Origin of the sequence: Hyphomonas sp. KY3 (assembly GCF_017309975.1) — a bacterium.
GTDB lineage: Bacteria > Pseudomonadota > Alphaproteobacteria > Caulobacterales > Hyphomonadaceae > Hyphomonas.
In genome coordinates this window covers 495,397-509,766 of sequence record NZ_CP022271.1, presented here as the reverse complement: position 1 = coordinate 509,766, position 14,370 = coordinate 495,397, and the positions used below count along the sequence as shown (strand labels likewise).

Annotated in this window: 13 protein-coding genes; 3 read left to right on the top strand and 10 right to left on the bottom strand. The window is 57.4% G+C overall.

From position 1 onward, the window contains the following. Positions 1–313: 313 nt before the first annotated feature. Both CFA77_RS02725 and CFA77_RS02720 read right to left on the bottom strand, forming a co-directional pair. Positions 314–847, bottom strand: a complete 534-nt coding sequence (locus CFA77_RS02725; RefSeq protein ID WP_206992148.1) for a carboxymuconolactone decarboxylase family protein — start codon at positions 845–847, stop codon at positions 314–316. A 221-nt stretch (positions 848–1,068) separates the two neighbouring features. After that, positions 1,069–1,629 (bottom strand): peroxiredoxin, encoded by a 561-nt coding sequence (locus CFA77_RS02720; RefSeq protein ID WP_034816389.1) that lies wholly within the window; start codon positions 1,627–1,629, stop codon positions 1,069–1,071. Between the two features lie 121 nt (positions 1,630–1,750). Between CFA77_RS02720 and CFA77_RS02715 the strand changes: the two genes are divergently transcribed. Both CFA77_RS02715 and CFA77_RS02710 read left to right on the top strand, forming a co-directional pair. Then, a complete protein-coding gene (locus tag CFA77_RS02715; RefSeq protein WP_034816385.1) occupies positions 1,751–2,650 on the top strand; it encodes a hydrogen peroxide-inducible genes activator in 900 nt (299 codons plus the stop codon). 97 nt (positions 2,651–2,747) lie between these two features. Beyond that, a complete protein-coding gene (locus CFA77_RS02710) occupies positions 2,748–3,719 on the top strand; it encodes a bifunctional helix-turn-helix transcriptional regulator/GNAT family N-acetyltransferase (RefSeq protein WP_206992147.1) in 972 nt (323 codons plus the stop codon). A gap of 66 nt (positions 3,720–3,785) precedes the next feature. On the opposite strand, the gene CFA77_RS02705 is transcribed toward CFA77_RS02710, so the two are convergent. The 5 genes from CFA77_RS02705 to CFA77_RS02685 all read right to left on the bottom strand — a co-directional run bounded on the left by CFA77_RS02705 (position 3,786) and on the right by CFA77_RS02685 (position 8,686). Then, positions 3,786–5,243, bottom strand: coding sequence for a sigma-54 dependent transcriptional regulator (locus CFA77_RS02705; protein WP_206992146.1), 1,458 nt, complete (start codon positions 5,241–5,243; stop codon positions 3,786–3,788). An 849-nt stretch (positions 5,244–6,092) separates the two neighbouring features. After that, complete coding sequence (locus tag CFA77_RS02700) at positions 6,093–6,449, bottom strand: PilZ domain-containing protein (RefSeq protein ID WP_206992145.1); 357 nt, start codon at positions 6,447–6,449, stop codon at positions 6,093–6,095. 95 nt (positions 6,450–6,544) lie between these two features. Continuing rightward, positions 6,545–6,982: an ester cyclase gene (locus tag CFA77_RS02695; RefSeq protein ID WP_206992144.1), complete on the bottom strand. Its 438-nt coding sequence runs from the start codon at positions 6,980–6,982 to the stop codon at positions 6,545–6,547. A 7-nt stretch (positions 6,983–6,989) separates the two neighbouring features. Next, a complete protein-coding gene (locus CFA77_RS02690; RefSeq protein WP_206992143.1) occupies positions 6,990–7,400 on the bottom strand; it encodes a hypothetical protein in 411 nt (136 codons plus the stop codon). Further along, complete coding sequence (locus CFA77_RS02685; RefSeq protein ID WP_206992142.1) at positions 7,394–8,686, bottom strand: AAA family ATPase; 1,293 nt, start codon at positions 8,684–8,686, stop codon at positions 7,394–7,396. The genes CFA77_RS02690 and CFA77_RS02685 overlap by 7 nt, the downstream gene beginning before the upstream one ends. Before the next feature lie 149 nt (positions 8,687–8,835). On the opposite strand from CFA77_RS02685, the gene uvrB reads away from it, so the two are divergent. After that, positions 8,836–11,031: an excinuclease ABC subunit UvrB gene (uvrB, locus tag CFA77_RS02680; RefSeq protein WP_206992141.1), complete on the top strand. Its 2,196-nt coding sequence runs from the start codon at positions 8,836–8,838 to the stop codon at positions 11,029–11,031. A 9-nt stretch (positions 11,032–11,040) separates the two neighbouring features. Here uvrB and CFA77_RS02675 read toward each other — a convergent pair whose 3' ends face one another. The 3 genes from CFA77_RS02675 to CFA77_RS02665 all read right to left on the bottom strand — a co-directional run bounded on the left by CFA77_RS02675 (position 11,041) and on the right by CFA77_RS02665 (position 14,351). Then, positions 11,041–12,699 (bottom strand): DUF6119 family protein, encoded by a 1,659-nt coding sequence (locus CFA77_RS02675; RefSeq protein WP_206992140.1) that lies wholly within the window; start codon positions 12,697–12,699, stop codon positions 11,041–11,043. Between the two features lie 164 nt (positions 12,700–12,863). After that, the gene (locus CFA77_RS02670) at positions 12,864–13,226 is read right to left on the bottom strand and encodes a hypothetical protein (RefSeq protein WP_206992139.1); all 363 of its coding nucleotides are present in this window, start codon (positions 13,224–13,226) and stop codon (positions 12,864–12,866) included. 156 nt (positions 13,227–13,382) lie between these two features. Then, the gene (locus CFA77_RS02665) at positions 13,383–14,351 is read right to left on the bottom strand and encodes a transposase (protein WP_206992138.1); all 969 of its coding nucleotides are present in this window, start codon (positions 14,349–14,351) and stop codon (positions 13,383–13,385) included. Between the last annotated feature and the right edge of the window lie 19 nt (positions 14,352–14,370).

Genomic DNA, 14,370 nt, shown 5'->3' with positions numbered 1-14,370 from the left:
AATATCCACATCCGTAAATCACCGGAACAAAGATAAAATATTACAGGAACATACCGGAACGGTCGAATGGGCCGAAATGGGCGGCCGGTAATTTTCCTTTCTGAATCAGGCCGCTGCCCTCCCCTGCTGTGACGAGAAAGGCACGGGGGACGGAACATGTCTTTTTCTGCTGATTTCCACAGCTCGTTTCGGCAGTGCCCAGTATCTGTTCGTTTCGGCCCCGTATCACTTCGCGAATGCTTCGAATCGCAAAAAAAGCCCCGAAGCAATGCTTCGGGGCCTTTCCATGGGTCTTGGAACATTCGCCGCGCAACTAGCCGGCCGTGACCGCCTCAGCAGCCAGCACGCGGGCGACAGCATTGACCACAGCGCCGATGCGGATGCCCGCCTGGATCTGCTCGGTCGACAAGCCGTGCTTGCGCAATTCGGCTTCATGCGCATCGAGACACATGCCGCAGCCATTCACGGCGGACACACCAAGGGAATAAAGCTCGAAGTCCGCTTTCTCGATTCCCGGCGCACCGATCACGTTCATGCGCAGCTTGGCTGGCAAGGTCTGGTACGTCGAATTGCTGATCAGGTGGATCGACCGGTAATAGACATTGTTCATGCCCATGATCGCGCTGGCAGCTTTCGCAGCCTTGATCGCTTCGGGGCTCAGCTTTCCGTCCGCTTCCGCTTCCAGCGCCGTCAGCGTCTGGGGTTCACCCACAGCATGGGCACAGGCGAGGAAACAGCCATATTTCTGTTGGTCGCTCAACAGGGTCTCGTTCATCAGCGAGCCGAGATTGAGCTTCAGATCCTTCGCATAGTCAGGCAGCGAAGATTTCAGGGACTCGATAGACATGAATCCTCATCCTTCCGGAATTCGTTGTTTTGATGGGGTGGGGGCGAATGGGTCCGACAAGCCTTGCAGGCTAGAGGGGTGGGAGTGCCAACGTCCGGAACTGGGTGGACGGAAGGCCTGCCGGACCTTTCGCGACGCTGAAGGGAAGATGCCTCATGGGTGGGGGAGGGAGTGAGACATCTTCCCGGAAGTTTCAGCGTTGCGCTCTATCTATGCGCAACCTAGGCAGCTGGTTCCAAAATATCTCCGCCAACCGGACGATTACATGGGCACAGCTCATCGGTCTGCAGGGCATCCAGCACGCGGAGCGTGTCTGCAGGGCTGCGGCCGACGTTCAGATTGGTCACATAAACGTGCTGAATCACGTTGTGCGGGTCGACAACATATGTCGCGCGATAGGCAACGCCTTCAGACGGCTCACGCACGCCAAGACCATCAACCAGCTCACCGCGGGTGTCCGCAAACTGCCAGATCGGCAGCTCTGCGAGGTCTGCGTGGTCGCGGCGCCATGCCAGCTTCACGAACTCGTTGTCGGTGGACCCGCCGAGCACAACCGCGTCGCGGTCTTCGAAGTCGCCGGACAGGCGGGCGAATTCAGCGATTTCAGTTGGGCAAACGAAGGTGAAGTCTTTCGGGTAGAAGAAGATGACTTTCCATTTACCCTCGAAGGAATCCTGCGTGATGGGCTCGAATGCGCTTTCGCCATTCTGCTCATGCTGCATGAATTTCGGCTTTACGCCCGTGACTGTGAACTCGGGAAGCTTTTCGCCAATGCCAAGCATAGTGGATCTCCTGGGATAAGATGTTGAGGCTGCCGGAACGGTGGGCCCGGTGGCCGTGCTTTCTCGCAGTTGCGGCAAAAAGGAAAATTGATAATTCCCATTGCCGGTATAGATTGTCTCTATGATTATACCGACCCTTCGCCAACTGCAGTATCTAGTGGCTCTTGGAGAGACCGGCTCGTTCTCTCGGGCCGCCGAGGCGTGCTATGTGACGCAGCCCACCTTGTCAGCCGGGATCAAGGAATTGGAGGATTTGCTGGGCGTCAAACTGGCCGAACGCGAACCGCGCGGCGCCAAGCTGACTCATGCCGGAGAGCTGGCGGTGTCGCGCGCGAATGCGCTGATCAATGATGCCCATTCCCTGGTCCAGTCGGTTCAGAGCGCCGGCGCTCTGCTCACGGGCCCCTTTCATCTCGGCGCGATCCCGACCATCGCGCCCTTCGTCCTGCCAGCGGCAGTCCGCGCCCTCAGCGAGCAATATCCCCAGCTCAAACTCTACCTGCACGAAGAGAAGACACCGCGCCTGATCGACCAGTTGCGCACGCGCACTCTGGACGCCGCCCTGATTGCCCTGCCCTGGGACGTTCCGGGCATCGAGATGCTGCCGCTATTCGATGATGAATTCCTGTTTGCCGCGCCCGCTTCACACCCGCTGGCCAAGAAGAACGGCCTCTCGCCAGAAGACCTGGCGGGCGAGAACCTCCTTCTGCTCGAAGACGGGCACTGCTTGCGCGATCATGCACTCTCCATCTGTCGCATGAAGACCGGCAACGGCACTGATCAGGTGGCCGCTACTTCACTCGGAACATTGGTCAACATGATTGCCGGGGGCCTTGGCGTCTCGCTCCTGCCCAAACTCGCCACAGATAACGGCCTGAACATCGGACCGGACGTCGCCGTACGCGAATTCGTCAGTCCCGTGGTCGGCCGCCAGATCGGTATCGCCTGGCGCACCGGCAGCCCACGCGAGGCCGATGCCCGCAAGATCGGTGAAATCGTCAAGGCCGCCACCCGGCACTAGACCGCTTCCCCTCTGATAATCGGGATTTCATCTTGACGGTTCCCGTGGCCAAGCCTAATCTTATAACGCGTTATATAACTGATTATGGAATCCCGTGATGAGCCAGGATATTCTCGCACAAGTTGGCTATCTGGGCCTGGCCAGTCGGCTGAAGCGTCTTGCCGACCGGCTGCAGGCAGAAGCTGTGAGCGTGTTCGACAATCGCGCCTATCCGATCCAGACGACGCACTTTCCCTTGATCGCCGCGCTTGAGGCCAACGGCCCGCTCAGTGTGAGCGCGGCCGTCGAGGCCACCGGCGTTAGCCAGCCCGCCATCACGCGCATCCACAATGCGCTCCAGAAGATGGGCCTGACCGACACGCGCCCGATTGAGGGCGACAATCGCCAGAAGGAAATCTTCCTCACGCCTGCCGGGGAAGCGCTGGTGTCCGAAATGCGCGCCAGCTTCTGGCCCGCCGTTCAGGAGGCCGCCGAGCAACTCTGTCTCTACCCAGACCATGACTTGCTGGCGGAAATCTGCCTCGTGGAATCGCGTCTCGCCGAGCAGTCCCTGTCGGCGCGGATCGAGACCCTGGCCAATCCTGCGGGCCTGAAGATCGTGGAATTCTCAGACGAACTCGCCCCGCATTTCGACCACATCTCCCGCGAATGGGTCGAGGAGATGTTCCGGCTGGAAGCGGAAGACATCGCCATGATCGAAAACCCACGTGCCAAGGTGATCGACAAGGGCGGCACCATCCTGTTCGTCGAGGATCCGGAACTCGGCATCATTGGCACCTGCGCGCTGATGCCGATGGCGGATGGCGGCGTGGAACTGACCAAGATGGGCGTTCTGGCCTCCGCGCGCGGTCGCCGGGCGGGAGATTTCCTGATGCGGCAGATTCTGAAGCGCGCCCGCCAGATGGAAATCCAGGATCTCTTCCTGCTGACCAATTCAAAATGCGCGTCGGCCATCCGGCTCTACGAGAAATACGGCTTCCGGCATGATGACGACATCATGCGCCGCTATGGCCACCGCTATGAGCGCTGCAACGTCACCATGTCCTATGCGATGCCTGCCCGCTCATAGAAAAGCCCCGCCGGTGGGGCGGGGCTTTGTCGCCGATCTGTGCCGGCATCTCCCTTTGGCCTTGGCCTAGCTCGCTTCGCGCTCCTGGCGCACATCGAGATCATATTCGCGGACCTTGCGATAGAGCGTCGAGCGGCCAATGCCGAGACGACGCGACACTTCACTCATATGGCCTTCATAGAAGTCGATGGCATACTGAAGGATATCGCGCTCGATATCGCTCAGCGTGCGCAGCTCGCCCGCCTCGTCCTGAATGGCTACCGGGCCGTTCTCGCCGGACTGAACGGGCTCGGCGATATCGGGGGCCTTGTTGAAGGGCGATGAAGGCAGGTTGCTCACATCCGGCATCTGTCCGGAAATCTGAGGGAAATCCTGCGGGCGCAATTGGTCGCCATCGCACAGAACCACGGCGCGGAAGACAGCATTCTCCAGCTGGCGGACATTGCCCGGCCAGTCAAAGGCGTACAGCATCTTCATCGTCTCGTCGGCCACACCGGTCACTTTCGCGCCTTCGCTTGCATTGAAGCGATTCACGAAATGGTCGACCAGCGCCGGAATGTCATCACGGCGTTCGCGCAGCGACGGCATGTCAACCGGATAAACATTGAGGCGATAGAACAGGTCTTCGCGGAATGTGCCTTCGGCAACCTGTTGCGACAGATCGCGGTTGGTTGCGGAAATGATCCGTACATCCACCTTGGTCGGGCGGCGCGAGCCAACGGCATCCACCTCCCCTTCCTGCAGGGCACGGAGCAGCTTCACTTGTGCATCCAGCGGCAACTCACCCACCTCATCGAGGAAAAGCGTGCCGCCATCGGCCTCGACAAACTTGCCGAGCGCTTTTGAGACGGCACCGGTAAAGGCGCCCTTCTCATGACCGAACAGGATCGACTCGACCAGGTTTTCCGGGATCGCACCACAGTTCACGGTGACGAATGGTTTCCCGGCACGGTCAGATGCGCCCTGAATGCAGCGGGCAACAACTTCCTTACCCACACCACTTTCGCCCAGGATCAGGACGGGAATATCAGAACTCGCGGCGCGTTCGGCCAGGCGCACGACCTGGCGCATCGGCGGCGCGGTCGCGATCATGTCGTCAAAGCTCATGCCGCCTTCGGATTTGCGCGAGAGGCGCTTCACTTCCCCTGACAGGGATTGCAATTTCAGGGCGTTGCGGATCGAAACGACGACGCGCTCCGGATTGGCGGGCTTCACGATGAAGTCCACCGCGCCGCGGCGCATGGCTTGAACGATCGTGTCAATGCCGCTGGTCGCCGTCAGCATGATGACCGGCAGGTCAGCGCGCTTGGCCGACAGGCGTTCCAGCGTGTCCATGCCCGACAGGCCCGGCATGGTCAGGTCCAGCAGGACCACGTCGATGCCATCCTTCGGGTCAGAGGCAAGCGCAAGTCCCGCCTCGCCATCCGGCGCCGTGCGACAGGCAAATCCAGCCTTCTCGACCGCAGCCTGAAGCAGGCGGCGCTGGGTCGGATCGTCATCAATTACAAGCACCGTCTTGGCCATTGCGATTACTACCTTCTCTACAAGGAACCGACGGATCGCCCGCTCCCGAAACCAGATGTTTGATACAAAGCGGAACACATCCGTCCCGTATCGTTACGCCCCGTTCTGACACAGCGAGGTGGAAGTCTGGTTGAATCGAAAGGTGAAATTTGACGCAAATCTGAAGTGTGCGTCGCGCGCGCAGGCTCTCGCGGGTGCGGCCTCACCTTCGAGCTGGCCGCCATGGCCATGCGGCACGGAGACATTCGCGAAAATCGTGGCGCTCATCCACACGGTTTATTTCAGATTGTTACAAAGTGAAAAACCTGAAAGTTTCCCTCAGACCCGGTGGTTTTCTCGTGCCGATTGTATCCCCCGCCCCACTTCACATCCATGCCCCTGTAGCGCGCACAACACGATGCGGAAGGCGCGCCAGCCCCGATCGGATACGTCCTGCGCCGATTGGCCCCCAGTCGTGAGCGACAATATCCGCAAGCGTGACGGATCAACGAATCATAAAATCGAAGCCCGCTCGGACATGAGCGATTCCGGTCTCGATCCGGGCATCGACAAGGGGGGGAAAACTTCCTAGAGACCGTCCCTTGTTCGGGCCCACAAGCTCGAACCGGATTATAGTAGCTGCGCGGGTTTGGGGACGCAGATATGCAGGAAAAGAGACAGTCTATTTCTAGCGCACAAGACACGGAAGAGGACACAAGCGCAGATCCATTGCGCGACGCACTCAGGAAATCCTTTGAGGAGAGTCTGAAAGCGCCACCTTCTGCGAGACTTGAGGAGCTGATGGCACAGCTGCGCTCGAAGGAGCGCAGCCAGGATTCAGACACCAAAGATTAGGCGCGGACGCCGCGTTCAGTGACGGAACGCAGGCTGGCGGATCAGTTCGGCCAGAATATAGCCGGCCATCGCACGATCAAACTCGACCCCGACCGCCGGGCCAACGCGCCAGCGCACCGTGCAATCGACCTGGAAATGCGGCTCCGACGGGGTCCGGCGCAGCAGCAAGTGGAAACGGTTTGGCAGATCGGCCCAGTCGCCGACTTTCAGACAGGCCCCGTGGACCGATAAATCCTGCACGAGAATGCTGCGCGCCTCGCTATAATCCATCAGGACAACTCGCCCGGACGTTTGCAGGCGAACGCGCGTGCTGCGCCGCAATTCGGCGGGGGCGGAATCGGCCTGGGTCGGAACGGAAACGAGTTGGGTCATGCCCCTACTATGCCCCAACCCCCATTTGGTTCATTTTTTCCTACCCTGACGAGAGTCCGGGCAATCTGGCCGCCTCGGCCGACGCGCCGCCACGATCAGACAAGGTCCAGCGCGCGCAGCACGGCGCCCTGATCATAATAGGGGCGCTCGCAGATAATCCGGTCACTGCCCGGCGCGAATTCAAACGTTGCCGCCATGCGCACCTTGAAACGGCGCCCGGTGGGCTCAATCGTGGTCTTGCCGACCTGTAGCGGGCCGGTATGCGTGCCCGTCAGCCAGAACTCGACCAGAAGTTTGTCGGTCGCCTCATCGACGGCTATCGAGATGATTTCATTGTCCTGATCCGGAAAGGGCGTGCGCGACAGTTCGAAATAGCGCCGCACCGCGGCCTCCCCGTCGAACACCTGCCCGCCGCCATGCATCTCATACCGGGGATGCGCGAATGTCGCCATCACCGCATCCCAATCATGCGTCACCTCCAACGCCATATGGTTACGGACATTCGCGATACGGGCTTCGGTCAGGGGGATCATTGTGATCCTATATCATTTTGTGACGATGCGTGAAATCGTTCACCCAATCAACAAACATGGCTTCAGTTTGACTTTCACCAAGTTGGCCAGCGACCTCTTTTGCCGCCGCAGGAAAAGACTTCTTCCGCGCCTTGTCTGATTGAAATCCTGCCGCCTCTGCGAGCGTATAGAGTTTCAGAACAGCTTCAGATGCTTTCCAAGCAATCTTTTTTTGTGCTTTTTGCATTCTGCTCAACCACTCTGGAGCGGGTTGTCTCGCTCGCTTTTTTTTCGGCTTTGCCGCAAATAGTTGATCCACAATCTCTTCGGAAGACGTAGCCTGTAGCTCCTTGATCAATTTTTGCATTGCACTTTTGTCTAACGCGTATTTACCTCTGGACAGGCGTAAAAGAGCCGCCACCGTTTGCTCACTCAGCACAAGTTCAACTCCTTTATGAGTTCTGTTGTTACTTCGCGTAGGTCAGAACGAATTGCATTGCCGCCGATTCCACCATGATATGCAAGCTCTAGAGTTAGATCACTAAATCCTGGCCGCGCTTGCTTAGCAATCAATCGCTTCGAATAAGGAATACGCCCCTGTAGTACTGTCTGCTTTTCATTCGGGCTGGCCGCCAACTCAATTCGCAATTTTTTCTCAATTTCATCCGGCTCAGCACGATTAACGCCGTTGAATACAATGAGCTTGTGGAGATTTGAAAAATCTCCTTCGATCTTTTCCAGCAAACTATCAAGCAACGTAATACCGTATTTGGCAAATCGGTCTGGTCGAACCGGCGACAACGTATGTGTAGAGACATTTAGTGCAACTTCCGTCATCAACGTCGCTCCCGGATTTACATCAATGGCGATCACGTCGTATTGCCGACGACAGTACGATATGAACCTTCGGAAGTTGGACCACGCTTGGGCTTCAGGACTGAAGTGCTGATGCCTGTCGCCAAGAAAGTAAGTGATTACCTCGAACGTGCCCGGCACCAGATGAAGCAATGGTCCACCTTCGACTGACGAAGTCAGAGATACGAAGCACCGGTCCAGTACTCTTTTTATATTTGAATTTGAAACCTGTTCTGGGTCTGCGACGCCTGCTCCGCGAAACATGGCCATGACGTTTCTTGAAGTGGTCAAGCATTTAGCCATACGCTCTTGGTCTAACAGAAGCTGTGTGAGATTATGCTGTGGATCCAAATCAATGAGTAGGACTGACTTTCGCCTATACTCGCTCATGCAACCAAAAAGGTTGGCGGCCAGTGTGGTTTTGCCAACCCCGCCTTTCAGGTTGACCACAGTAACGACGGGCGCGCGCTTTTCACCGAAAACACGTAGAACGTCGGTCAACAGATCCTGCTTTTGAGCCGCTGTAAATCTAGACCTGACAGCAATCCGCTTAATGTCCATTACATCTTCAGGGAAAGTGCTGGGAACGTCTAAGTTTCCAAACGATATGAAGTGCATCGGAATTCCGTGTCGCTGAGCAAAATCGATTTCATTCATAACCCAGTCTGAACGGACAGAGTTCTTCGTTAGAATGAATACTGCGCACTTGCTCTCCCTTATTGCTGGGAAAATTCGTTCTTCTAGTGACTCGCCCATGCGGACGCCCTGATCATCAAACCAAGTCGGAACTCCACCTGACTTCAGTATCTCGACAACCTGTTTGCGTCTGGATTTGTCTTTCTGCGAATAGCTTATGAACACATGAGTCATTTATGGCCGTTCCCCATCACTCTACTCCACAAATAAACAGAGAGTTTTGCAGCAATGCAATCATATGTTGATAGCTACCAATCTCGCACCACACCGAACACAACAAGAACACCCTAGACACCTCCCTGCCCGCGCCCCATATCGGGGGCATGGCTCCTCCTCCTCCTTCCAAGGGCGTTTCTGAAGCGCCCAGCGTGTTTTCGCTTGATGGGTTCGCGCGCGATGCCGCGGGCGCCCTGCCGTCTGACAACTGGACCCCGCACCGGCCTGACCGGGACTGGGTCAAGCTGGAGGGGGGCAAGCGCTTCAAGGTGCATTCCGATTACGAGCCGGCGGGCGACCAGCGCACCGCGATCCCCGAACTCGTCGAGGGTATCGGCGCGGGCGAGCGCGACCAGGTGCTGCTCGGCGCGACCGGCACGGGCAAGACCTTCACCATGGCCAAGATCATCGAGGCGACCCAGCGCCCGGCCCTGATCCTCGCGCCGAACAAGACGCTCGCGGCGCAACTCTATGGCGAGTTCAAATCCTTCTTCCCCGAAAACTCGGTCGAGTATTTCGTCTCCTATTACGACTATTACCAGCCCGAGGCCTATGTGCCGCGCTCTGACCTCTATATCGAGAAGGAATCCTCCATCAACGAGGCTATCGACCGGATGCGTCACTCGGCCACCCGCGCCATCCTGGAGCGCGATGACGTGATCATCGTGGCGTCCGTCTCGTGCATCTACGGCATCGGCTCGGTCGAGACCTACACCTCGATGACGTTCAAACTGGAAGAGGGCCAGCGCATCGACCCGCGCACCGTGGCCGAACAGCTCGTCGCCAATCAGTACACGCGCAACGACATGGCCTTCACCCGCGGCACGTTCCGCGTGAAGGGCGACGTGGTCGACATCTTCCCGGCCCACTTCGAAGACCGCGCCTGGAAGCTCTCCTTCTTCGGCGACGAGCTGGAGAGCATCACCGAGTTCGACCCCCTCACCGGCCGCACCATGCAGAAGCTGCCCGCGATCAAGATCTACGCCAACAGCCACTATGTGACGCCGCGCCCGACGCTCAACCAGGCCATCGACAAGATCAAGGCGGAGCTGAAGGCCACGATTGCCCATTTCGAGGCCAATGGAAAACTGCTGGAGGCCCAGCGCATCCAGCAGCGCACGCAATATGATCTCGAAATGCTTGCCGCCACCGGCTCCTGCAACGGCATCGAGAATTATTCCCGCTACCTCACCGGGCGCAAGCCGGGCGACCCGCCGCCCACCATGTTCGAATATTTGCCGGACAATGCCCTCGTCTTCACCGATGAGAGCCACCAGACCGTGCCGCAGATCGGTGCCATGTACAAAGGCGACTTCAGCCGCAAGACCACGCTGGCCGAATACGGCTTCCGCCTCCCCTCCTGCATGGACAACCGCCCCCTCAAATTCGAGGAATGGGACGCCATGCGCCCGCAAACCGTCCACGTCTCGGCCACGCCCGGCAAGTGGGAGCTTGACCGCACCGGCGGTGTGTTCACCGAACAGGTCATCCGCCCCACCGGCCTGATCGACCCGCCGGTCGAGGTCCGCCCCGTCTCCAAGGATGGCGCCAACCAGGTCGATGATGTCATGGCCGAGGTCAAGGACGTCGCCGCCAAGGGCTATCGCAGCCTGATCACGACGCTGACCAAGAAGATGGCGGAAGACCTGACCGACTTCCTCAACGAGCATGGCGTGCGCGTGCGCTACATGCATTCCGACATCGACACGATCGAGCGGATCGAGATCATCCGTGACCTGCGCCTCGGCGTGTTCGACGTGCTGGTCGGCATCAACCTGTTGCGCGAGGGGCTCGACATTCCCGAATGCGGCTTTGTCGGCATCCTCGATGCGGACAAGGAGGGCTTCCTCCGCTCAGAGACGAGTCTGGTCCAGACCATTGGCCGCGCCGCGCGCAATGCCGATGCCCGCGTCGTGCTCTATGCCGACCGGATCACCGGCTCGATGGAACGCGCCATGGAAGAGACCAGCCGCCGCCGCGAGAAACAGGTCGCCTACAATACCGAACACGGCATCACGCCGACCACGATCAAGCGCGCCGTCGCCGACATTCTTGGCGAACTCGGCGAAAAGCCCGGCAGCGCCCCGAAAGCGCGCGGCCGCGGCAAGGACAAGACCAAGTCACGCGGCGTCACCGAAACAAAAGCCTTGCCACTTGCCGGCGAAACCGGGCACAATTTCAAAGCCGTCCTCGCGGACCTGGAAAAACAAATGCGCGAAGCCGCCGCGAACCTCGAGTTCGAAGAGGCAGCGCGTTTGAGGGATGAGGTTAAGCGGCTTCGGGAGGAAGAGCTGGGGCTGTAATCGCGACCGTCAAACCGGCTCTTCATGCTCAACGAATGAAATCGTAACCCCTTGTGCCGCATTCCCAATAGTTTTCGCGCGATCGTAAAGAGTAATTCTGCTGAAGAACGGCACATTAAATGTGCCGTCCTTTCGTTTCTTATCAACTATCAGAAAATGAACCGTGTAATCGCCTGTGCCGTTCGTTTCCAAATCGCTTGCGGCCATGCCAGCTCCGGGGGAGGGCAATCCCTTAATCACCTCGAGTGTTTTATCCCTAAACTCCGTATCTCGATCATACAAAGTTAGAGGCGTGACACCTTGATTGAAAAAATGGCTCAGTACGGATGACTGGGACGAGCCCTTTTTAACGTGAATAATTCGCTTATTGCCCGTATCGAGAAGATCGCAAAACTCGAATCCTCGGCCCGATAAAATGGGTGTTTTTACAAACTCCTGATCCATTAAGACCAAATCATTGTCTGCAGCCACTCGGGTATTGTACGTAAGCTCCGCTTCGAGTCCGTCAGTGTCTTTCTTGCGAAGTTTCGCAGACACATATTTGAGCTTCTCAAATTCACCGTCAGACCCATAATCCCTCACGCTACTGAAGAAGTCATCGATGATCTTTTTGAAATTGCTCGATACGAAATACCAACTTCCTTCGTTGATTACATACTTCTCGTCGGTTCCACTAACATCACTTTCTATCGTACCGACCAAGCAGTCATAGACTGAGTCGTAATGCAAGGTCTTACCAGTTTGGTCATGAGCCATGACTTGGTGCTTCTTTAATGACTCAATATCCGAAACCGATCCCGGCTGAAGAACAGCACGGTATGCATCAAGTGAAACGTCTACGCTCACTGGCGGAGTGGGTGCCGAAGTTCTCATGAACCTAATGTAGGAAACGTCGCTTTCCTGGGAGGCTATAAGTGGAATGACCAGCTCCACTTCTCCGGAATTGTCATTCACTGCTTTGACCAAAGCAGCGTCTAATTCCTCGACATAAGATTTGTCGACTATAGGTCGCAACTGATCGATAACTTCAAAGCCCGAGCCCACATAAGCATTGGAATATCTCGCCTTTAACAAGCCAAACAAATCCTCTGATAACTCAGTAACTGGTTTTTCGCTTGCAAATTTAAATGAGGTCGCCCCGGAAATCGCCCCTCCAGAATCATCGCGTCCGCTAATTCGTTTGACGACCTCAACTTTTCCAAGAGTTCCAAGATCACTGAACGGAGTAACTGAAGCAGCCTGAATCGCTCCACGCTGTGCAGTAGCGATCTCAAAACCCTCCCGTGAACTTACGTTCTCGTCTTTGAGCATATTTATTACGCAGCGCAGACCGAACGACATATCGACCTTTCGTTTGTCCAAAGAAAAATGGCCGATTCCAAATGAAATTGCGAACCAGCGTCCGGCCTCTTTTGCGAATACTAAAGCGCCACTTGAGTTCGTATCAATTTCATTTGGCAATATCGCTGCCTGCTCAAAGGCCGCACTCCATTTGGGAGGTGTCGCGTCATTGAAGAAGGCGAACCCTTCAATATCATCGTACTCGTGCGTCTCTGCAAATTCGATTTCTTTTGCACTCGCCGGAAATGAATTTAGCGCTTTGTCGGTCAGACAGTCATTAGGATCAGTAACAGTGTCTTTGAGAAGATAGATTGTATATTTGTACACAACAAACTCAGTAGTTGATAAAGTTGGCCTTCACGAAAGGTTGGAATACTTTCAACTTATTAGCAACCAACATCAGTAAAATAAGTGCCTCGCCATCTCCAGATGCGTGCAGCAAAGCATCGCTCCGCAATGTGGTGGGGCAGGTTTGCGAAGCGTAACCCGCACTACTCCGACCACTCCGCCTTTGCTGAGGCCTGACACGATGTTATTCCTGAAAGACCATTACGTCCCATAGAGATGCGAATTCTTTGCTCATTGATGGGCTCAATTACCTTTCCCGTTTTATCGGCATGCTCCCATGCAATGGATGTGAGCTGCGATTTGCAGGCAGTAGCAACCGCATCGCTTTCGGGAATCATTTGATAGCGTGAGTAGAAAACCGTAATTCCAAATCCAGTATCGTTTTCCGTAATATTGTATTCCGTGTCTTTGTCATACGTGGACATCGGAACATTCTCGTGACTCACAGGTGTGGCACAAGCTGCAAGTGACGACACCAATACTAAACCCCAGATTGCCGATTTCATCTCTATCCCCAGTTAGGTCTACAATGGTTTTGTAGTGACCTCAGAGACGTTCAGCAACCATTGGTTTGGTCGACAGCGCTTCACGCTGTCTTCGTCCCCGGCCCGGCGCTTGCGCTTGGGCAGCCTACGCGGAAATCGCAGTGCGATTTCTGATCGCTACGGCTCCCCATAATACCCATACCCATTCGCGTGGCACCATTGGATGAGGGTTGGGAGGGCGGCTTGTTCTGCCTTGAGGAAGCCGCCGACCTTTTCGGCGAGGGCGTGATGGCCCTGCAGGGTCAGCGTGGTGATTGCCTGGCGCAGCAGCGGGTGGAAATTGCGGAACCAGCCCATCGCCGCGAGCTGGAGCAGGAGGTCCGTCAGCTCCTGATCACTGCCCTCATCGTCCGGATCCACCGCCAGAACCACTTCGCGCGTAATGGCCAGACGTTTCTGGAAGGTTGCCGAGACCACCCAGGGCAGATGGTCCGGCGGCGTGTCCCCCTCCTCCCAACAGGCGCAGACCTGTAGCGCCGCGCGATAGAGCGCGGCGTTCATCTGCGCCTGTCGCATCTGCTGGGTTGCGGCCTCGGTCGCGGCGCGCACCGGGGCGGCAAAGCTCTGCAAACTGGTCAGGCGGCGGGCCGCGCGCATGTCCTGCTCCGCCTCCGGAATATATCCCGCCTCCAGCAGCGCGCCGACCCGGGCGCGGGCCAGCGTGATTTCCTCATCCGTCTGGCTGCGCGGCGTGAACGGCTCATCGCTCTCTTCGTCCTCCTCATCCCGCAAGAGGGTGCGCCGCGCGGCCAATTCCGCCTGCTGGCGAATTTGGTCGGCCTCGTCCTGCGCCTTGGCGGCGGCGGCCTGACGGGCGGCAATGTCCTTGTGGCGAAAGCCGTCTTCGCGCGCCCATTTGGTCAGCGTTGACCAGGGCAGGTCCAGCCGCCGGGCGATTTCCCGCATCGGCTCGCCCGCCTCTGCGGCCTCGCGGGCCAGATGGCGCAGGGCGGTCAAGCTCGCCGTCGTGCGGCGTTGGCGTTTGGCGGGGCTCGGCGCATCATTCATGCCGGGCAGACTGCCACGGGCGCACCCCCATCGGATTGCGCCGGGGGCAAGGCCCGGCGCGGCGGGCGATCTCGCCATCAAAGGCGGGGGATAGCGA

What these genes read in the sequence shown, in the direction of transcription:
- CFA77_RS02725 (WP_206992148.1), bottom strand. Translation starts at nt 847, where the DNA reads ATGTCTATCGAGTCCCTGAAATCTTCGCTGCCTGACTATGCGAAGGAT.
- CFA77_RS02720 (WP_034816389.1), bottom strand. Translation starts at nt 1,629, where the DNA reads ATGCTTGGCATTGGCGAAAAGCTTCCCGAGTTCACAGTCACGGGCGTA.
- CFA77_RS02715 (WP_034816385.1), top strand. Translation starts at nt 1,751, where the DNA reads ATGATTATACCGACCCTTCGCCAACTGCAGTATCTAGTGGCTCTTGGA.
- CFA77_RS02710 (WP_206992147.1), top strand. Translation starts at nt 2,748, where the DNA reads ATGAGCCAGGATATTCTCGCACAAGTTGGCTATCTGGGCCTGGCCAGT.
- CFA77_RS02705 (WP_206992146.1), bottom strand. Translation starts at nt 5,243, where the DNA reads ATGGCCAAGACGGTGCTTGTAATTGATGACGATCCGACCCAGCGCCGC.
- CFA77_RS02700 (WP_206992145.1), bottom strand. Translation starts at nt 6,449, where the DNA reads ATGACCCAACTCGTTTCCGTTCCGACCCAGGCCGATTCCGCCCCCGCC.
- CFA77_RS02695 (WP_206992144.1), bottom strand. Translation starts at nt 6,982, where the DNA reads ATGATCCCCCTGACCGAAGCCCGTATCGCGAATGTCCGTAACCATATG.
- CFA77_RS02685 (WP_206992142.1), bottom strand. Translation starts at nt 8,686, where the DNA reads ATGACTCATGTGTTCATAAGCTATTCGCAGAAAGACAAATCCAGACGC.
- uvrB (WP_206992141.1), top strand. Translation starts at nt 8,836, where the DNA reads ATGGCTCCTCCTCCTCCTTCCAAGGGCGTTTCTGAAGCGCCCAGCGTG.
- CFA77_RS02670 (WP_206992139.1), bottom strand. Translation starts at nt 13,226, where the DNA reads ATGAAATCGGCAATCTGGGGTTTAGTATTGGTGTCGTCACTTGCAGCT.
- CFA77_RS02665 (WP_206992138.1), bottom strand. Translation starts at nt 14,351, where the DNA reads ATGGCGAGATCGCCCGCCGCGCCGGGCCTTGCCCCCGGCGCAATCCGA.